General features: G+C 65.8%; 17 protein-coding genes and 1 other RNA gene. 5 read left to right on the forward strand and 13 right to left on the reverse strand.

The window, feature by feature from the left end; genetic code table 11:
- Window positions 1-82 precede the first annotated feature (82 nt).
- The 8 genes from KF785_04440 to dnaX are packed head-to-tail and all read right to left on the reverse strand — an operon-like array spanning window position 83 to window position 6,062.
- Entirely contained in the window at window positions 83-1,345 is a 1,263-nt protein-coding gene (locus KF785_04440; GenBank protein ID MBX3145994.1) for a competence/damage-inducible protein A, read from the reverse strand.
- Between the two features lie 5 nt (window positions 1,346-1,350).
- Window positions 1,351-1,995: a CDP-diacylglycerol--glycerol-3-phosphate 3-phosphatidyltransferase gene (pgsA, locus tag KF785_04445; protein MBX3145995.1), complete on the reverse strand. Its 645-nt coding sequence runs from the start codon at window positions 1,993-1,995 to the stop codon at window positions 1,351-1,353.
- Window positions 1,992-2,666, reverse strand: a complete 675-nt coding sequence (locus KF785_04450) for a gliding-motility protein MglA (GenBank protein ID MBX3145996.1) — start codon at window positions 2,664-2,666, stop codon at window positions 1,992-1,994. Before KF785_04450 ends, pgsA begins: the two co-directional genes overlap by 4 nt.
- Window positions 2,667-2,676: 10 nt before the next feature.
- A complete protein-coding gene (locus KF785_04455) occupies window positions 2,677-3,165 on the reverse strand; it encodes a roadblock/LC7 domain-containing protein (GenBank protein ID MBX3145997.1) in 489 nt (162 codons plus the stop codon).
- A 15-nt stretch (window positions 3,166-3,180) separates the two neighbouring features.
- Window positions 3,181-3,453, reverse strand: a complete 273-nt coding sequence (locus KF785_04460; GenBank protein MBX3145998.1) for a hypothetical protein — start codon at window positions 3,451-3,453, stop codon at window positions 3,181-3,183.
- Window positions 3,450-4,040, reverse strand: coding sequence for a recombination mediator RecR (gene recR, locus KF785_04465; GenBank protein MBX3145999.1), 591 nt, complete (start codon window positions 4,038-4,040; stop codon window positions 3,450-3,452). The genes KF785_04460 and recR overlap by 4 nt, the downstream gene beginning before the upstream one ends.
- 4 nt (window positions 4,041-4,044) lie before the next feature.
- On the reverse strand, window positions 4,045-4,314 hold the full coding sequence (locus tag KF785_04470) for a YbaB/EbfC family nucleoid-associated protein (protein MBX3146000.1): 270 nt from the start codon (window positions 4,312-4,314) through the stop codon (window positions 4,045-4,047).
- Between the two features lie 44 nt (window positions 4,315-4,358).
- Window positions 4,359-6,062 carry a DNA polymerase III subunit gamma/tau gene (dnaX, locus tag KF785_04475; GenBank protein ID MBX3146001.1) on the reverse strand — a complete coding sequence of 568 codons (1,704 nt, stop codon included), beginning with the start codon at window positions 6,060-6,062 and terminating at the stop codon, window positions 4,359-4,361.
- A gap of 94 nt (window positions 6,063-6,156) precedes the next feature.
- Between dnaX and ffs the strand changes: the two genes are divergently transcribed.
- Window positions 6,157-6,256, forward strand: an RNA gene (ffs, locus tag KF785_04480) — signal recognition particle sRNA small type.
- Window positions 6,257-6,412: 156 nt separating this feature from the next.
- Here the strand turns inward: ffs and KF785_04485 are convergent.
- Genes KF785_04485 through KF785_04495 form a run of 3 tightly spaced genes read right to left on the reverse strand, consistent with a single transcriptional unit; the run spans window position 6,413 to window position 9,242 of the window.
- Window positions 6,413-7,273, reverse strand: a complete 861-nt coding sequence (locus KF785_04485; GenBank protein MBX3146002.1) for a YihY/virulence factor BrkB family protein — start codon at window positions 7,271-7,273, stop codon at window positions 6,413-6,415.
- A 53-nt stretch (window positions 7,274-7,326) separates the two neighbouring features.
- Window positions 7,327-7,800: a YtxH domain-containing protein gene (locus tag KF785_04490; protein ID MBX3146003.1), complete on the reverse strand. Its 474-nt coding sequence runs from the start codon at window positions 7,798-7,800 to the stop codon at window positions 7,327-7,329.
- 20 nt (window positions 7,801-7,820) lie between these two features.
- Window positions 7,821-9,242, reverse strand: coding sequence for a class II fructose-bisphosphate aldolase (locus KF785_04495; GenBank protein ID MBX3146004.1), 1,422 nt, complete (start codon window positions 9,240-9,242; stop codon window positions 7,821-7,823).
- Window positions 9,243-9,759: 517 nt separating this feature from the next.
- Between KF785_04495 and pyk the strand changes: the two genes are divergently transcribed.
- From pyk to KF785_04510, 3 genes are read left to right on the forward strand one after another with little or no spacing between them, the layout of a single operon-like run.
- The gene (gene pyk, locus KF785_04500) at window positions 9,760-11,196 is read left to right on the forward strand and encodes a pyruvate kinase (GenBank protein MBX3146005.1); all 1,437 of its coding nucleotides are present in this window, start codon (window positions 9,760-9,762) and stop codon (window positions 11,194-11,196) included.
- 22 nt (window positions 11,197-11,218) lie between these two features.
- Window positions 11,219-11,998, forward strand: a complete 780-nt coding sequence (locus KF785_04505; GenBank protein ID MBX3146006.1) for an MBL fold metallo-hydrolase — start codon at window positions 11,219-11,221, stop codon at window positions 11,996-11,998.
- Window positions 11,995-13,389 carry a glucose-6-phosphate isomerase gene (locus KF785_04510; GenBank protein MBX3146007.1) on the forward strand — a complete coding sequence of 465 codons (1,395 nt, stop codon included), beginning with the start codon at window positions 11,995-11,997 and terminating at the stop codon, window positions 13,387-13,389. Before KF785_04505 ends, KF785_04510 begins: the two co-directional genes overlap by 4 nt.
- Window positions 13,390-13,406: 17 nt before the next feature.
- Here KF785_04510 and KF785_04515 read toward each other — a convergent pair whose 3' ends face one another.
- Both KF785_04515 and KF785_04520 read right to left on the reverse strand, forming a co-directional pair.
- Window positions 13,407-15,629: a DPP IV N-terminal domain-containing protein gene (locus KF785_04515; GenBank protein MBX3146008.1), complete on the reverse strand. Its 2,223-nt coding sequence runs from the start codon at window positions 15,627-15,629 to the stop codon at window positions 13,407-13,409.
- Entirely contained in the window at window positions 15,626-17,341 is a 1,716-nt protein-coding gene (locus KF785_04520; GenBank protein ID MBX3146009.1) for a CocE/NonD family hydrolase, read from the reverse strand. Before KF785_04520 ends, KF785_04515 begins: the two co-directional genes overlap by 4 nt.
- A gap of 202 nt (window positions 17,342-17,543) precedes the next feature.
- Between KF785_04520 and KF785_04525 the strand changes: the two genes are divergently transcribed.
- A complete protein-coding gene (locus KF785_04525; GenBank protein MBX3146010.1) occupies window positions 17,544-18,368 on the forward strand; it encodes a hypothetical protein in 825 nt (274 codons plus the stop codon).
- The last annotated feature ends 135 nt before the right edge of the window (window positions 18,369-18,503 follow it).

An 18,503-nucleotide genomic window follows, 5' to 3' on the forward strand; every position in this document is an offset into this window, starting at 1 on the left:
ACTGGCGTTCCGAGTTTCTCTGTCAATTTGGCACAAAGGTGGGCCCTGGCATAGGGCAAGCGCTGGTACCAAAGCCCGTCCGTCAGACCTCCTCCACCAGCCGCCACAGGCCGTACAAGGCGTACTGAGCGGCCCGCGCGCGCACCTCGGTTCTCGAGCCCGGAAAGACGATTCGCGCGGTCTCAACCCGATTCCCGACCAGGAAACCGAACCAGACCGTTCCGACCGGTTTCTCGTCCGTCCCGCCCTCGGGGCCGGCGATTCCGGACACGGAAACGGCCGCCTCGGCGCCAGCGACTCGGGCAGCGCCGACAGCCATGGCTCGAACCACCGGTTCACTCACCGCACCATGGGCCTCGAGGATCGGCTCCGGTACCCCCAGCAGGCTCGCCTTGAGGGCGTTGTGATAGGCGATCACGCCGCCACGAAAGACGGACGAGCTGCCCGGCACGTCCGTCAGCCGCTGGCCGATCAGGCCACCGGTGCAGCTTTCGGCGACGGCGACGGACACCCGCCGCCGCCGGCAACTGTCCAGCAGGACGGCTGCGAGGTCCGCCTCACCCGTGCCGTAGCAGTGCGCACCTGCCGCAGCCCGGATCTGGGCTTCGGCTCGATCGAGCGACGCCGCAGCGGCCTCCGGTTCGCCGCCCCACGAGGTGAGCCGCAGGTCGACACCTTCGACGCCCGGTGCGTACCCCAGCGTGAGCTCGCGGAGTCCGTTTTCCACGCCGTCGAGCCGCTCCGCCAGGGTGGACTCGGGAATGGCCGTGGTCCGCACGATCCGCGTCGTTACCGCCCCACGGCCGCCGGTTCGTTCCCGCAGCCGCGGCAAAACCCCGGTCGCCATCAAGCCGCGCATTTCGGATGGCACACCGGGCAGCATGATGACCTCACCCGGCCCGCCCGAGAGCCAGAGTCCTGGTGCCGTACCGCGAGCGTTCGGCAGCACCTGAGCGCCCTCCGGCACTTCGGCCTGCGACCGGTTCGAGGCCGCCGGAACTCGGCCGAGCCTGGCAAAGCGCGCCACCAGCCCGTCCCAGATGCCCTGGTCGAATCGGAGCGGGGCCCCGAAGAGGTCAGCCACGACCCGCTTGGTCAGATCGTCGCGAGTCGGTCCGAGTCCACCCACCGTCATCACCAGCGGCGCGCGCGACAACGCCTCGGCCACCGCAGCGCCGATGGCGCCTCCGTCATCCGGCACCGAGGTCCGGCGAGTGACCCGGACCCCAACCGAGGCCAGAGCCTGCCCGATAAAGGCGGCGTTGGTGTCGACCGTGAAGCCGAGCAGCAACTCGGTGCCGATGGTGACGAGTTCGAGGTCGAGCGAGGCCGGCGGGAGCGGCATGAGTCCTACTTGAGCAGCTGGCGGTAGCGATAGAGGTAGACGACGAACGAATAGACGGTCAGCACCGTGGCAATGGCCAGCGAGATGGAGACGAAATGGCCATGAAAGCTCTTCCATCCCTGCCAGAAGGCGCTTTCATGCAGGGCCAGCGGATTCCAGGCGTCACGAAAGGCAAACCAGAGTATGGTGCCGCCGACGAAGATGTTCTGAAACACCGCCTTGAGCTTGCCCGGCCCCTGCGCGGCAACCACGACGCCGCGGCGTTTGGCCCACCACCGGAAGGCGGTCATGGCAAACTCGCGGCCGATCAGGATGACGCAGACCCAGAGCGGAATGCTGCGCCAGAGCGGAATGTCATAGAGATCGCGGCGATCCTGCGCCACGAAGTAGATCGGCACGATGGTGGCAATCAGCAGCAGTTTGTCGGCAATCGGATCGAGCAGCTTTCCCAGATCGGACACCATGTTGCGCGATCGGGCCAGCCGCCCGTCGATCACATCGCTCACGGCGGCGGCGAGAAAGACCACGAAGGTAAGCAGTTTGGTCCAGTACCCGCCCATGAACGGCAGGTACGCAATCACCGGTGTGATTGCGATCCTGCCAACCGTGAGCATGTTGGGCAGCGTCCAGATCTGCTTGGCGGTACTCACCCCAGCGTCTTCAGGACGAGTTTGCTGATCGAGCGGAGGGTATCGAACACCCCGTCGCCGCGAACTGCGACCGCCTCGAAGTACGGCGCCCGTTCGACCCAGGTGCCGTCGAGCTGCTCGACCAGGAACTCGCCACCGCGATCGGGATTGGCGACGGTCCGTTGTTTCGCAGCGTCCTCGACCGGCCAGCCCGGATTGAGGTTTTCCTGCAGCTCGTCGAGGGGTGCGGCGTTCGGCAGGTCGCGCTTGTTGTACTGGATCACGAACGGGATCTTGGTCAGGTCGTAGCCGTGCTGCATCAGGTTGTCATACAGATTCTGCATCGACTCGACGTTGGCCTCCATCCGCTCGATCTGGCTGTCGGCCACGAACACCACCCCGTCGACCCCCTTGAGGATCAGCTTGCGCGACGCGTTGTAGTAGACCTGTCCCGGCACGGTGTAGAGATGGAACCGGGTCTTGAAGCCACGAATGGTGCCGAGATCGACCGGGAGAAAATCGAAGAAGAGGGTCCGCTCCGTCTCCGTCGCCAGGGAAATCATCTTCCCTTTCGAGGACGGTGACACCTTTTCGTAGATGTACTCGAGGTTGGTGGTCTTGCCCCCAAGCCCCGGCCCGTAGTAGACCAGCTTGCAGTTGATTTCCCGCGATGCGTAGTTGATGAGCGACATCCGCCCTGCCTCACGACCCGAAAAGTTTGTCGATCTCGTCTTCCGCTTCGCCGAGGAATGCCGCTTCCACCCGAGGCGACTCGGCGTCCTGCCGTTCGAACATCTCGGTAAACAGCGCCGACAGCCTGGTCACCACGCTGCGCACCCGCAGCTTGACCAGGCCCAGCGTGGTCCGGTTGTCGAACCGGATCACCAGAATCACCCGGCGCGCAATATCCGCGAGATACAGGGATTCTTTTTCGCCCTGGTGAAACAGCGCCCCGAACTCGGGCTCGCCAAGCATGCGAGCCAGCTGATCGTTGGCGCTGAAGTCGGCCGCGGTGAGCGACGCGAACGCGACCGGATCGAACGTCGGCTGCTCACCTGCCGTGGCAAGCATCTGCCCGGTGCGATCGACCAGGAGCGCGGTCCGCGCGTTGGCCTCCGACAGGAGCCCCTCCAAGATGGCGCGGATCCTGGCCGCGTCGTCTTCGCGCAGGGACCAACTGGCGCTCGTCACCAAGCCATTCTCCCGTCAGACCAGTTCGCGTTCGAGGCGGCGGCGGACCCGGGCAGCCCGTTTCCTGAGGGCAGGAACCGGTTCCCACGCCATGTAGTCGGCCAGCAGGCGCAGCGTTTCCACGCTCGGCTGCCCCGCCAGGTAGCTCAACGCCGCCATTCGCTGCATCCGATTGCGACTGAAGAGCGCCGCCTTGTGATGCTGCAGATGGCGCCCCGCGAGGTACCATCCCCCCGCGAAACCCGCCACCAGTGCGGCGCCAAACGTCAATGCTGGTGCTGGCCTCACGACACCTCCTGCCGGGCCTCCAACGCATGACTCAGCGTGATGCCGTCGATATACTCGAGATCTCCGCCAACCGGCAAACCCCGGGCCAGCCGACTGACCCGAACCCCCGCCCCGGAAAGCACTTGCTGGATGAATGTAGCGGTGGCCTCTCCTTCGAGCGACGGGTTGGTCGCCAGAATCACCTCGCGCACCTCGCCATCGGCCACCCGCCGCTTGAGCAACGTGATGCGAAGCTGGTCCGGCCCGACCCCTTCGAGCGGCGACAGCCGCCCACCGAGCACGAGGTACCGCCCCCGATAGCCGGTGGCCCGCTCGACCTGACTCACCGCCGCCGGTTCTTCCACCACGCAGAGGATGGCGGCATCCCGGCGGGGATCAGCGCAGATCGCACACTGAGGCCCCTCGCAGTAGTTGCCACAATCCTGGCAACTGCCGATCCGGTCGACCACCGCGTGAAGCGCGCCGGCCAGCCGAGTCAGGCGATCCTTGGGCTGCTGCAGGAGATGAAATACGAGGCGTTGCGCCGTCTTGCGGCCGATGCCAGGCAGCTTGGCCAGTTCGACGACCAGGTCTTCGATTGCGGCCACCGGATCACAGCCCGGGAATCGACGGGAACCCCTGCGCCTTCCGCATTTCGGCCTGGGCCGTCTCGGCTGCCCGGCGCTGCGCCTCCGCCACGGCGGAAAGCACGAGATCGGACAGCAGCTCTGCGTCCCGTCCCTCGAACGCCGCCGGCTCGATCGACAGCTGCCGAATCATGCCGCGCCCGTCTGCAGTGACGCGAACCATGCCGCCCCCGGCTGACGCCTCGACGACGCGATCCGCCAGGTCCGCCTGGAGCTGCTGAAGACGGCCCTGCATCTGCTGACTCAATTGCAATAACTGCTGAAAATCGGCCATAGTACCTAGTCCACGATCTCCAAATCTAACGCGTCAGCCGCCGCATCCAACGCCGAATCCTTGGCCCGGAGCTCACGCAACCTCGCGCCGCGCAAATCCTTTTCTGACAATCGCTTACGAGGCTGGGCCGGAGCGGGGTCAGGGGCAGGAGCCGCGGCCGGCACTCCGGCGGCAACAATCGCTTTGAGCTGAACCGGCCGACCCAACACCTCGGTCAACGCCGCCTCGAGCTGAGGCCGCTGCCGCTCGGCACCTTCGAGCAGGTGCACCTGATCCTCCGCCAGGATCAGGGTAAGCGAGTCACCGGCGATCTCCCCGGGCGTCAGGTGCTCCGCCACCATTGCGGCAAGTGAGCCCCGCTGGCGCGCTGCGACGACGACCTCGGGCCAGACCCCGATCAGCCCAGCGGGGGTCAGCGGCCCGGAGAGCACCGGCCCGGGTGCCGGTCGAGCGACCGGCGCCGACGCCGCTGATGCTTCACGAGTCGCGGCCGGGCGAGCCGCTGCACTCCGCGCCGCCGACGGGGCCGCAGGGCGCGCAGCAGGCCCCGACTCGGGCGGTCCGCCGGACCCCGACTGGCCCTGCAGCACTGCCTCCAGGTCGACGGTTCGGTCCATCAGGGCCCAGCGCAGCAAGAGCGTTTCGACCACGAGCCGGGGATTGGCGCTCCGGCGGATCGAGATCTCGGCCTGGGTCAGCAAGCCCAGCATGCGCAGCACATCCCCGGCGGCGAGCCGCTCCCTGGCAGCGGCAATGACCTCCCGCTGCGCGGCGGTGAGCCCCTCCGGCTCCGCCCCGGTGGCCATCATCAGCACCGCCCGCAGCAGCTCGGCCATCCCGTTGACGAACTCGACGAGATCGGCGCCCGCGGCCAGCAGCGCATCGACGACCGGAAAGATGGCCGCCGCGTCTTTGCGGGCCACCGCGTCGAGCACCTCGGCGTACAACTCATCGCTGATCAGCCCCAGTGCCTGACGAACCCGCGCTGCGGTGAGGGGGCCTTCGGCGAGCGACAGTGCCTGATCCAGCACCGACAGCGCGTCCCGCATGCCGCCATCGGCGTAGCGGGCAATGACCGTCACGGCGTCATCATCGGTCGCCACGCCTTCCGCAGCAAGCACCTGACCGACCCGCTCACGAATGGCCGCGACGCCGATCCGCTTGAAGTCGAAGCGCTGCAATCGGGAGAGGACCGGTGCTGCGGTATTGGCAATCTTCTGCGGCTCGGTGGTGGCAAAGACGAAGACAACCCGCGGCGGCGGCTCCTCCAGAATCTTGAGGAGGGCGTTCCACGCCTCGCGAGTCAGCATGTGCGCTTCGTCGACGATGTACACCTTGTAGCGGTTCTCCTGCGACGCGGCATACATGGCGCGCTCGCGGAGGTCTCGGGCGTCGTCGACGCTGCGATTGCTGGCCGCGTCGATCTCGACCACGTCCAGATTGGCGGCGCCACCCCAGATCCGCTCGCAGGTCGGACACTCGCCACAGGGCTCGCCGGTGAGCGCGCCAGGATCCTGTCGCTCACAGTTGAGGGCCATGGCGAGAATCCGGGCAGCCGTCGTCTTCCCGACCCCACGCGGGCCGGTCAGGAGGTAGCCGTGGCCAACCCGATTGCGGGCGACTGCGCCGCTCAGGGCGGCGGCGACATGATCCTGGACGAGCAGATCGGCGAATCGGCGCGGGCGATACTTGCGGGCAAGAGCGATCACGGGGTCAATCTAGACGATTTCGGCTCCCCCCGCATCCCGGACGTGCGAGGGCTGCGCCCTTCCCCTGGCCGGGCCGCGCCCCTACTTTACCTGCGCCCCAGGTCCGAAGGGTGCAGGTGCGCGAACCGCGTCAGGACCTTGCCGGTAGCAGCGCTAAGCGATTTCCGGCATCGCTTCGGGGTGCCTGGGGCACTTCCTCCCTTCTTCCAGCCGTTCTCTCTCGCTCGACTCGATCCGCCCCGGCAGACTCGCGTTTCGTCCGTTCTTGCGGACCTCTCCCGGTCAGTGGCGACTTCCGCTTCTCACACACGCAGCTTCCATATGGCCAAGCTGCGCAGTGACGATGACGGTCAGGCTCGTTGCTTCCGCTGCAGGTGCCGAAGTTCCCAGGTTTCCGCAACCACCCCACCCAGCAGGAAGACCAGGGCGGAGTAGTACATCCAGAGCACGAACAGAATGGCGGCCCCGACGTTGACGTCCACCGACATCTGGGCATACATGGTGTTGCGCAGGTACAGCCCGAAGCCGCGCTTGGCCGCTTCGAACAGCACGGCCGAGAAGAGCGATGCGATCAGGGTCGCCCGGAGGGGTGGCCGCCGCATCGAGGCGAAGTGGTAGACCAGAAAGAAAAGCGTGACCAGGAAGAGAAAGGCGAGCAGTTCGCTGGAAATCCGTCCCACGGTCGTGAAGAAGAACGCGAACCCTGGCGCCCACTCCTGGCCGCGTGCCTGCAGCAGCGTGAATCCGGCCGTCAGAAACGTATTGACGAGCACCAGCAGCACCGTGATCACCACCATCCGCAAGTCTCGCAGCTTGCCGAGCAGGAACTGAAGCAGAAAGTGGCGGCGCACGGGTCGAACCGAAAGATCGTAGATCTCGTTGAGCGCGGTGCGCACCGAGGCAAAGAGGCGGGTACTGAACCACAGAAAGGCCGGCACCGCCACGATCGACAGCTGGCGGGCCGCGACCACCAGTTTGGCCAGGAGTGCCTCGACCGCCGCGAAGGGGTCGTAGCCTGGCTCCGTGTCGTGGGGCGGCAGAAACCGCTCGATGAAATGGCTGATCTGCTCGGGGTCGCCCCCGGTCTTGCCGACCGCCCAGGACAGGCCGGCAAGCACGAGCACGAACAGCGGGATGGCGGCGAGAATGGCGTCGAAGGTCAGCGCACTCGCCAGAAAGGGGATTCGATTTTCGTCGGCGGCCTGGACCACTCGGCGGGCAAAGCCGCCGAGCGACCGATACCACCCGGGAACACGCCCGTTGCTCAGGCGACGGGCTCCTCGTCCTCCGAGTCATCCGGCACCGCGCGGCGGCGCCGGGCCCGGGCCGCCTCGAGCCGGCGCTCGAGCTCGTCGCGCGCCGACGATGCCCCGACTGCCGGCTCGTCCTCCTCCACCGCCTCATCTCCCTCGATCTCGTCCTCGACGTCGAGTTCGTCGAGATCGGGATCGTCCTCGTAGTACCCCTCGTCCTCATCGTAGACGCCGGCCCCGTCGACCATCGAACGAAGATCACTCTCCTCGTCACGCGCACCGCTGCGCAACTCGTCGAGCGTCTCATCGGCCAGGTCCCGCAAGCCGCGCAAACCACGGCGCAGCTCCTTGCGCGTCTCGCGGCCCGTGCGCGGCGCAAACAGCAGCGCCAGTCCGGCACCGAGTGCCGCGCCAAAGAGCGCCCATCCCAGCGCCCCGCCCCGCTCCTGCTCGACGATCAGCACCTCACGCTCATCCCGTCCCATCCTGGACCTCCTTCCAGAGCCTATTCGCCCGCGTCAGCGTCGTCGACCGCCCGAACCGTCGGACGAGTCAGATCCGAGTGACGGAGCGGCGCAGCCTCAACATGCCGCCGGACCAGCTCAGCCGTCCCGTTGACCTTGAGCTGTTCGAAAAGGAAGGTAAACGTCTTCTCCAGATCCGCTGCAATCGCCAACCGGGTTGCCTCGGGCAGCGACCAGAAATCCTTCTTGAAGGGCCCGATGGCCCGCTTCCGAGCCCGATAGTAGAACTGTTCGGGCGTGTCGCCATCCTTCCGTTCACTCGTCGCGTTCTCGTCGAGCCAGGCATAGGCCCGGTTCCGCAGCTCGGCGGGCAGGGCGGGATGCTCGAACACGATGGTCTGGAAATTGGTGGCGAGGTGGATCTCAGCCGTCTCGACCCGCGGGAAATTGCCGAAGGCATCGGCCGGCAGCGTACTGGCCCCGTGCTGCACCGCACCCGCCATCCCATAGGAATCCCGTGCCACGCGGGACAAGGCTTCCAGCGCGGCGAGATCGAGTTTGACATCGGCAATCCGGCCATCAGGCAGCACGACACCGCCATGCGAGGTGCCGGTCTGCACCGAAATCTTGCTGATGCCGGCGAGCGAGGCGCCCCGGGCCGCCAGCGCCCGGTTGAAACCGGCCATGAAGGCGTCGAGCTCTTCGACCGTGCTGTTCTTGTGACCGACCTCGCCGATTTCCGCACCAACCGAGACCGTCACGCCGCGCGGCTCGAGCCCGCGAATGAAAGCCGTGATTTCCGCCGCCCGCTCATAGTTGTCGCGCTGCTGCGCATCGAGGGTCGGGTGCGAGAGGTCGACCAGGGTCGAGGTGTCGACGTCGATGTTGAAGAACCCGGCCCCGATCTCCTCCGCGATCAGCTTCTTGACCTCGGATACTTCGGCCTCGGCGTCGGCCTGGTATTTCTTGGCGTTGACCTGGCAGTGGTCGCCCTGGATGAAGATCGGAAGCCGATAGCCCTCGCGGAGGGCGGCGGCAATCATCACGGCGACATACTCCGCGGGCCGCTGATCAGTGTAGGCAATTTCCGACCGGGCAATCTCCAGCAGAATGGCGCCCGCCTGACCGCGCTGAGCCGCTCTGAACACCGCCCGCGCGGTGTCGTACGCGAGCATCCGGACATTGATGGCCGGCACGGTGAACCCACCGCATTCCCCCCGGCCACGCGCCAGGTACAAGTCGTGGATCGACGCCGGACGGACCCCAACCGCCTGCCCGATTTCCCAAAGCAACCAGCGGGCAGCCTCCTGCTCGGCGGCGCTTCCGAAAACCGCCTGCCAGACCACCCGATCAGTGGCGGGCGACGCCAGGACGGCCTCATCGGTGATCCGGACCCCGTCGTCGTGCACGGTCACGGCGCTTCCGTACGGAGCGGCAGCCTGCTGTCGGTCGGCCAACGTCATCGCCTATGCCTCCATCCTGGTGTATCTGAGGGGATTATCTGCGCGGCAATTTAGGCCGCGGCCACAAGACCGTCAAAGGCCTATTCGGGCCGTTCGAGCCCCGGAAAAGTCAAGTCCCCAGGTTCTTTTCCACATAACGTCGTTATGTGTACGCATTGTGGAGTGCCTGCACAAATTCTGCCGAGCTTGTTGAAACCGGCGTCGATGCAGAGACCCTTGCCACCAGAGGCTTTAGGCCGGGTGGAGGGGCAAGGTCGGGAAAGGTCGTTGTGGAAAGACCTGAGATTCCACATAGCTGGAAAGTCCCTTTTTCCCAGTGACCCGAGCCGGTTCAGCCGCCCCCCCGGATGTGGACAGAGCCGTGACAGTGTCGTGCTATGTCATTCCGATACAATGGATTACCTTCAACACTGCTGTCGATTCCGCTTCTCCACAAGGCGTCGATTACGGACACGGCCGAGACAATCCGAACCCGAAGCCCAGGCCGTTTTCCGAACCATCTTTAGCGAGGCTATCCGTGGCAAGAGAAAGTCGCCGGACGAAAATCGTGGCTACCTTGGGCCCCGCCTGGGACCAACCCGAGCGAATGCGCGCGATGCTCGACGCCGGCGTCGACGTGGTACGGGTCAATGCATCACACGGCACGCTGGAAACGCGCCACCGCTGGATCACCGAGCTCAAGGACATTCTCGGATCGCGGGAAAAGGCCGCGGCGATTCTCGTCGACCTGCAAGGCCCCAGAATACGGGTCGGCGACCTGCCTGAGCCGGTCCTGCTCACGCAAGGTGAGCAGGTGGTGCTTGCTCCGGAGGATCAGGCCCAGGCCGGCGACATCCCGACCTCCTATCGCGAGCTGGCGGAAGACGTTCGCCCCGGCACTCGGATCCTGCTCGACGACGGCCTGATTGCGTTGGACGTCGTAAGCGTTTCGGGCACCAAGGTCCACGCCTCGGTACGCTACGGCGGCCTGCTCAAGTCCAACAAGGGCATCAATCTGCCCGGCGTCGAGGTCTCGACTCCCGCGCTGACCGCCAAGGATCGCGAAGACGCCATGATGGCCGTCGAGCTCGGCGTCAACTACCTGGGCATGAGTTTCGTCCGCCGGCCGCAGGATGTCGAAGGACTGCGGCGCCTGGTGCCCAAGCATGTCCGTCTGATTGCCAAGATCGAGAAGGACACCGCCCTGGGCCACCTGCCGGCCATCCTCGACGCCGCCGATGGCATCATGGTGGCCCGCGGCGATCTGGGCGTCGAGCTGCCCTTCGAGCGGGTTCCGCTGGTACAGAAGCGGCTGATCCGCGAAGCCAACCGTCACGGCAAGCCGGTCATCACCGCGACGCAGATGCTCGAGTCGATGATCAAGGCGCCCCGACCCACTCGGGCCGAAGCGTCGGACGTGGCCAACGCAATTCTCGACGGCACCGACGCGGTGATGCTCTCGGCCGAAACCGCGATCGGATCCTACTCGCTCGAAGCGGTCCTCGCGATGGATCAGATTGCCCGTGAGGTCGAGGGACACCGCCACAGCAACACCGATCACTCGCATGAGTGGCAACTGTCGGCGTCACAGCTCAAGCAACCGCACGTGACCGCCAGCACCGAAGACGCCATTTCTGTTGCCGTGTGCGCCGCCGCCGACCTGCTCAACGTACCGCTGATCGTCTGTTTGACGAGCAGTGGGTTTACGGCGCGGACCGTCTCGTCCTACCGGCCATCCGTTCCGATTCTGGCCGTGACACCCGAAGCGACCACGTTCCAGCACCTCGCCCTGGTCTGGGGTGTCATTCCCGTCCTGGTCGAGCGCCGCCCTGACTACGACTCGATGCTCGCCCTGACCCGCGAGGTCATCGTCAGGAAAGGACTGGCCTGGCCGGGCGACCGATTCGTGGTAACGGCCGGGGTTCCCTTCGACCTGGCGGGAACCACGAACCTGCTCAGGATCGAGAGCGTGTGACCGGATCGACCCCGGACGCCAGATGCGTCTGACGCTGCTGGGCACCGGAACGTCGTTCGGCGTGCCGCAGATCGGCTGCGGCTGCGGCGTCTGTCTCTCCACCGACCCGCGTGACCGACGGTATCGCGCGGCCGCCGCAATCGACACGGGCGCCGGCACGATCCTGATCGATACACCCCCCGAGCTCCGGCTGCAGCTGCTCGCCGCGGGCGTTGCCGCAGCCGACGCCGTCCTGTTCACGCACAAACATGCGGATCATGTGGCCGGGATCGACGACCTGCGGGCATTCTCGGTGCGCAAGCGGGAAGCACTGCCGCTCTACGCCAACGAGATGACACGGGATTTCCTGCTTCAATCCTATCAGTACATCTTCGACCCAGGCGTCACGGCCGTGCCCGGAACCTCGAAGCCGCGACTCGAGATGCATGTGGTGGAGCCCTGGCGCCCGTTCACGGTGGCCGGGGTCGAGGTGCTGCCGCTCCCGTTCCTGCACGGCCCGGTCGACGTGCTCGGTTTCCGGATCGGGCGCCTGGCCTACATCACCGACGTGAAGGCCGTTCCTCAGGATGCCCGGGAAGCCTTGACGGGGCTCGACGTCCTGGTCATCAACGCCCTCTGGTGGCGGCAGCACCCGACCCATCAGAGCATTCCCGAAGCCATCGAGGCCGCCCAGGCCATCGGGGCCCGGCGCACCTACCTGACGCATCTCTCCCACGAAACCGGGCATGCGAAGCTGGCCGAGTCGCTCCCGGACGGCATCGAACCGGGGTACGACGGACTCACGCTGGAGATTGCCCCATGAAGCTGCATTACGGACGGATGGTGACCGACAAGCTCGACGGCCAGCACGGCTTGGGCCGGGCCCGGCTCCAGGAGCTGAGCCAGCGCTTTGCGTCGGTCCGGGCCGAGGTCGAGAGCCGGCGGGAGCAGGGCGAGTATGGCTTTATGGCGCTTGGCGCGCAAACGGACGTGATCCGCGGCATTCGCCGCTTTGCCGACGGGGTCGGTCAAGCCTACGACCACGTCCTGGTACTCGGCATCGGCGGCTCGGCGCTCGGCACCAAGGCGCTGCTCAACGCGCTCAGGCCGCCGGCGTGGAACGAACTGAGTGATGAAGAACGGGAGTACTACCCGCGACTCACAGTGCTCGAGAATGTCGACCCGACCTCGATCGCGGCGGCGCTCCGGCGGATCGACCCGCGCCGAGTCCTCGTCAATGTGATTTCCAAGTCGGGCGGCACGGCGGAGACCCTGGCCCAGTACCTCGTGGTGCGCGCCTGGCTCGACCAGGCGCTTGGTCCGGATGCCGCGGCGCGACACCTGGCCTTCACGACCGACCCGACCAAAGGCCCGCTGCGTGAGCTCGCCACCCGCGAGGGGATCGCCGCTCTGGAAATTCCGCCCGACGTCGGTGGCCGCTTCAGCGTCCTGACCCCGGTCGGCCTCCTGCCCGCTGCCCTGATCGGAATCGACATCGAAGCGCTGCTGGGCGGGGCGGAGCGCGCCGTGCGCGAGGCGGAGCGCCCCGACCTGCTCAAGAACCCGGCCGCCCTTTACGCGGCCCTGCTCTGGGCCGCGGACGCCTGGCTGGGCGCGCGAATTCATGTGCTGATGCCCTACAGCGATCGGCTCCGCGAGTTTGCCGCCTGGTTCGTACAGCTCTGGGCCGAGAGCCTCGGCAAGCAGGTCGATCGTCGCGGCCAGCCGATCTTCACCGGCCCGACCCCGGTCGGTGCGGTCGGCGCGACCGACCAGCACAGTCAGGTGCAACTCTTCATGGAAGGGCCGTTCGACAAGGTCGTCACCTTCGTTCGGGTCGAAGACCCGGGCGAGGACGTGGAAATTCCCCATCGCCCGAACCTGCCGGAAGAACTGGCCTACCTCCAGGGCCACACGCTTGGTTCGCTGCTGCGCGCCGAGCAGGATGCCACCTCGGCGGCGCTGGCCCGAATGGGGCGAATGAATGCCAGCCTGGTGCTGCCACGACTGGATGCGGATGTGCTCGGTGAGCTGATCATGTTCATGCAGCTCGCCACCGGTTTCGCAGGGGCATGGTACGGGGTCAATCCCTTCGATCAGCCGGGTGTGGAACTGGGTAAGCGCCTGACCTTTGCCGCCATGGGGCGGCCCGGCTTCCAGAAGGAAGGCTCAGTCACCCTGGACCCAGGCCTGCCGGCCGACGTCGTCGGATAGGCGCGCCCGACGTTCGACTACTGCCAGAGCTGCCGCCGGTTCGACTCCCATCCCTCCGGGCGGAGATGCTCGAGAAAGTACCCGACAGTCGTCTTGAGGCCGTGGACCGCGTCCCGGCCCTGCAAGACATGCACGCCATCCGGGTAGATCATCATGTCGACCGGTCGCCCGGCATCAATGGCCCTGCGCACGAACTGCATCGTGTTGCCGAGCACCACGTTGCGATCATTGGTGCCGTGGTGGATCAACAGCCTGCCCCGAAGCGCCCCCGCCCGCGGCAGCAGATCCGCCTGGGCGTATCCTTCCGGGTTCGCCTCAGGCGTTCGCATGATCCGTCCGATGTACTGGCGCGGGCCCGTGCGCACATCGGTCAATGGCGCGCCGGCGACCCCGACCCCATACAGCTCAGGATATCGCACCATCAGCATGATCGTCATGAAGCCGCCGTGCGAAATCCCAGTCACACCAACCCGAGTCGAGTCGACGTACTGCAAGGTCCGGAGCTGACGAACCCCGGCGGCCTGATCATCGACATCCTCCTGCCCGAGCCTCAGGTACGCACCCGCCTGCCACGCCTTGCCCCGGTCGAGGGTGCCCCGGCCGTCGAACTCGACCACCAGAAATCCGAGCTGCGCCAGCGCCGCGTTGAAATCGAAGGTCCGGTAGCTGTTGCGCACCGCCTTGGTATGAGGCCCCCCATAGACTGATACAATCAACGGATATCGCCTGGCCGGGTCGAAATCGGCAGGCTTGTACAGCAAGCCGTGCATCGGCCTGACGCCATCCGCGGCCACGAGGGTGAGCAACTCGGGCGCGGCAAGGCCCAGCGGAGGAGCCATCGAGGTCGCGAGCGTATCAACAAGTTGACCATCTGCCCGTCGCAGGATCGTCGTCGGCGCACGACCGAGCGACGACGACCGGTCGGTGAAGAACGCAGCACTCGGATCCATCGATACCTGATGAACGCCAGACTCCTCTGTCAGGCGGACCAGCCCCGTGCCATCAAGTCTGACGCGGAACAGGTGGCGTTCGAGCCCCAGATCCGTTGCGCCCTCGAAGTAGATCCACCCGCGAGCGTGATCGATAGCCACGATCGATCCGGTGACCCACTCCCCCGACGTCAGCTGGACGAGCTGGCGCCCGTCGCGATCGTACAGGTAGAGGTGGCGCCACCCGCTTCGCTCGGAGCTCCAGATGAATCGCCTGCCCCCGTCGAGCTGACGGAAGTTGTCGATCGGATCCAGAAAGGTCGAGTCCTGGTCGACCAGAAGTGTGCGCACCTTTCCGGTGGTTGGATCGGCGGCCCGCAGCTCGCGTCGGCTCTCCCAGCGATCGACCACCCGAAAGGCCACCTCCCTGCCATCGTCGAACCACTCCACGCCGCGCAGATACGGCTGGTCAGCCGTTCCCTCTGCCACCGTCGTACGAACACCCGTTGCCAGATGGATCACGTGCAGAGAAAGCGGCGGATCCGGATCAGTCGTGAAGGGGTAGCGAAAGTAGTCTACCGTCGCATGATGTTTGAGGTCCCGCAGGATCGGATAGCGATAGTGCACCCTTGGATCGGCGCTGAGGTATGCCAGCCACTGCCCGTCCGGCGACCAGACAAATCGTGCACCCGCCCCTAGAAAACCCGTGAGGTTGTTTTCCGACGACCCCGCCGCCAGCTGCCGTTCGACTCCAGTTCTGGTATCGACAACGAACAGGTTGTCATAGTCTCGTACGAAGGCATACGCATCATAGTTCGGCGAGAATACGCCCGGCTCATCCATCGACTCGTCGAGCGGCCCGACCCGAACGGGCATGCGGAGTTCCCGCAGCGTGCCGGCTCGGATGTCGAAGAGAAACCGCCGCGTCCCGACCGGAAACATGAGCAGCCGCCCGGTCGGATCGAGGGTGAAGGTTTCGAACGGCAGCTTCGCTGAGGGCTGCTGACCTGACAGGCGCGCATACTCGCTGATCAGGCTAGCCTCCGTGCGGGGCGCCAACAGAGGCACCCGCCTCCCGCTAGCTGGGTCGACTCGATAGAACCGTCGACCGAGCGAGGAATCGACCTCCTGCGCCAGGTACCCCAGCCCGGCCGGGAGCCAGCGCACCTGCGCCACACCGGTGGTCCGAACCACTCCCCTGCCGATCATGGCCTGAAACCGATGGAACCCCTCCGACTGAGCCAGCCCGCTGGCAGGGTATCCGAGCATGGCAACCAGCACCGGAAGACCATATCGAACAGGGAGCCTCATCGCGGCCTCGGCAGAATGGGCAGCAGGATATGGGACGGCCTGGCCGCATCGTGGTGAATGGTCTGAACGGCAACCCGCATCGTCGTGTCCGTGGCAACCGGATTGCCCGTGTTCGTATTGGCATCGATGTAGGGAAACGCACTGCTCGACACCTCGACCTGGATCCGATGCCCGGGCAGAAAGGTATGACCGACGTCGAAGAGCTCGATCGTGTACAACTCCGTCCGCCCCGGCTCCAGGGGCTCCTCCCGGTCATACCCGTTCCGATATCGCGCCCGCTGCACCCCAACGTCCGTCGGGCCCAGCTTGATCGAGCGACCATCAGGATAGACATCCAGCAGCTTGGCGGTAAAGTCGGTATCAAGCGCATCGCTTGCCGCATACAGCTTGACGAACACCCGACCGACCACGTCGACCGGGTCTTTGAGGACTTCGCTGGTATAGACGAGCACGTCCTGACGATTCTGCCCGGAACGATGGTCGGTCGTGATTCCGCGCGAGGGAACCGGGTTGCGCGGATCGTACCGGTACTGATCCGGCGACTGCGCACCTGGAGCATTCCACGACAGTCGGCCATCGCCGGCCGCGGTGTTGGCCCTGCCACCGCTGTGGAGATACAGCGGCGTCGCCGCCACCCCGGGCAGCGGATAGCGATCCGCCTCGAGCCATCGATTGGACCCCGTCAGGAAGAGGCGAACCCGCGGCGCGACGTACCGCTCGGTCCCCTTGAGACAGCTGTCGAAGAAATCGAGCCGAACCTGCTGGATCGGGAGCGTCGACGTCTCGGGAAAGGTGAACGCGCCGACCCGCTCAGCCCCGCCGAGGTAGGTCTGACCGTGGGTCCACGGACCGATGATCAGATGACGATTGTCCCTGACCGGCCCGTGCGCCTCCATCCCATCCCAGTAGTAGAGCGCACCAAGCTGATCGCCGTCGTACCAGCCGGTAACATGGAGCACCGGAATCGAGATCCGGGCAAAGTCCTGAGCGGTGAAGTGCAGCGGGCGCCAGTAGCTGTCCAGCGTCGAATGATTCAGGAACTCCCGATAGAGCGGCATCGAGCGCCCGAAGGCTTCGTCCATCGTGAGCAGCGGTCGGTGCGTTGCCAGACGCCCGGGATTGCCCAGCTGCCAGGTTTCGTTCTGATCGCTCCGGCCCGAGACGCCGTTGAGCCACGAGAGCGCCCATTCGAGGCGAAAGGCGCCCCCCTGATAGGGAAGCTCATCGAAGAGCCGGCCGGACGGCGCAGTCGGGATGATGCAGGCAAGCGCAGCCGGTTGCTCGCGCGCAGCAAGCCACTGCACCGTGGCCAGGTACGAGCCGCCGTCCATGCCAACCTTGCCATTGGACCACGGCTGCTGCGCGATCCACTCGATCGTGTCGTAGCCATCGTCCGCCTCGGGAAAGTAGAAGCGGAACCGCCCGTCAGAGTCGCCTCGACCACGGACGTCCTGAAGCACCACGGCGTAGCCCCGCTCGAGGTAGGCTTTGAGTCCGTAGCGGCGGAATTGGGCCGTCCGCACGTAGGGCGTGCGAATCAGGATCGTGGGGTGACGACCCGCCGTATCAGGAGTCCAGACATCCGCTACCAGCGTCACGCCATCCCGCATCGGTACCGGTACCCCGAATCGGGGGCGGATGGTCCCCTGGGCAGCGAGCGCCCCGTATCCCGCTACGAGCAGAAGAGCTACCAGCAGCAACGCACGGCGCATCGAAACGCTCCCATTCAGTGAAGTACAGGGGCCGAGAAGGCCCGGCACAGCAGCTTCCACCCCGGACGCAGCCGGAGTTCCGCCCCGACCGATGAATTCGGCCCCACGCTTGCACCCAAGGGTGCCGGGATTCCAACCAGCGCCCGGGGACCTGCCTCGGCGCCGAACCGCCAAGTTGTTGGGAGACAACGACATGGATGTGATGAGAAAGCTGCACTCGCTGCTGACCCCGGTCAATGAGCCGGCAAATCGTTCCTATTCGGGAACTGCTCGACCGGCAAGTCAGAACCAGGGCACCTTTGCAGAGACGCTGCGCGAGGCGGCTGGATGGACCGGGCACTCACCTGAGGTTCAGCTGCCAACGATCGTTTCCAGGCTGGCGCCTGGGGTCCCTGCTGCCACTGAGCAGGCCGAACTGCCCGGAGACGACCTCCCGGTAGCCGAGATTCATATCGACGCCAGAGATACCCTGGAAGAGGTCATTGCCGCCGAGCAGGAGAAGCTCGCCCCGGAGTCGGTAATCGACCCCCTCGACATCCCGGTGGCCCCCGTGCCGGACGAGGCAGGTCATGTGGTCGATGGTCCGAAGGCGGGCAAGAGCGGCGCGGACGAGGTCGCCGCCGAGCGCGAGACGACCGGCACGACCGCCCCGGCGGCGGCTCCAGAGCCTCCGCCCGCCCGCCAGGCCCTGCCGCCGATTGGCGTCAACTGGATGTCCCTGACCATCCAGGGCACCGGTGTCGCAAGCAATCACGGCGTCAACGGCTCGGACAGCGCCTGGCTCAAGCAGCTCGAGTTCAAGCATGATCAGTACACCAACCCCGGCAAATACAACGCAACCCTGAACACCGAGGCCAAGCTGTTCCTGGACGCCGTCGATCGGGGCTACGTCCCTAATACCCCGGCAGGTCTGGGCACCCTGCTCGGTTACCTGAGCAAGGGGTCGATGGGCCCGGACGCCAAGCCTCCGGCCATTGCCGCCTACTTCAATCAGTTCTTCGCGAATCTGAACAGTATGAACGCCTGAGCCGGTCCTCCTCCGAGATCGGCTCGTCCAAAGCCCGGCGCGGCGTCCCGCGTCGGGCTTTTTTCCTTCCGGACCCACGGGGTCGGTGCAGCATGCAACGACAATGCATTGACATCACAATAGAATACATGTACG

Source organism: Gemmatimonadales bacterium (assembly GCA_019637315.1).
Lineage (GTDB): Bacteria > Gemmatimonadota > Gemmatimonadetes > Gemmatimonadales > GWC2-71-9 > SHZU01.

What these genes read in the sequence shown, in the direction of transcription:
- KF785_04440 (MBX3145994.1), bottom strand. Translation starts at nt 1,345, where the DNA reads ATGCCGCTCCCGCCGGCCTCGCTCGACCTCGAACTCGTCACCATCGGC.
- KF785_04450 (MBX3145996.1), bottom strand. Translation starts at nt 2,666, where the DNA reads ATGTCGCTCATCAACTACGCATCGCGGGAAATCAACTGCAAGCTGGTC.
- KF785_04470 (MBX3146000.1), bottom strand. Translation starts at nt 4,314, where the DNA reads ATGCAGGGCCGTCTTCAGCAGCTCCAGGCGGACCTGGCGGATCGCGTC.
- KF785_04490 (MBX3146003.1), bottom strand. Translation starts at nt 7,800, where the DNA reads ATGGGACGGGATGAGCGTGAGGTGCTGATCGTCGAGCAGGAGCGGGGC.
- KF785_04495 (MBX3146004.1), bottom strand. Translation starts at nt 9,242, where the DNA reads ATGACGTTGGCCGACCGACAGCAGGCTGCCGCTCCGTACGGAAGCGCC.
- KF785_04505 (MBX3146006.1), top strand. Translation starts at nt 11,219, where the DNA reads ATGCGTCTGACGCTGCTGGGCACCGGAACGTCGTTCGGCGTGCCGCAG.
- KF785_04510 (MBX3146007.1), top strand. Translation starts at nt 11,995, where the DNA reads ATGAAGCTGCATTACGGACGGATGGTGACCGACAAGCTCGACGGCCAG.
- KF785_04515 (MBX3146008.1), bottom strand. Translation starts at nt 15,629, where the DNA reads ATGAGGCTCCCTGTTCGATATGGTCTTCCGGTGCTGGTTGCCATGCTC.
- KF785_04520 (MBX3146009.1), bottom strand. Translation starts at nt 17,341, where the DNA reads ATGCGCCGTGCGTTGCTGCTGGTAGCTCTTCTGCTCGTAGCGGGATAC.
- KF785_04525 (MBX3146010.1), top strand. Translation starts at nt 17,544, where the DNA reads ATGAGAAAGCTGCACTCGCTGCTGACCCCGGTCAATGAGCCGGCAAAT.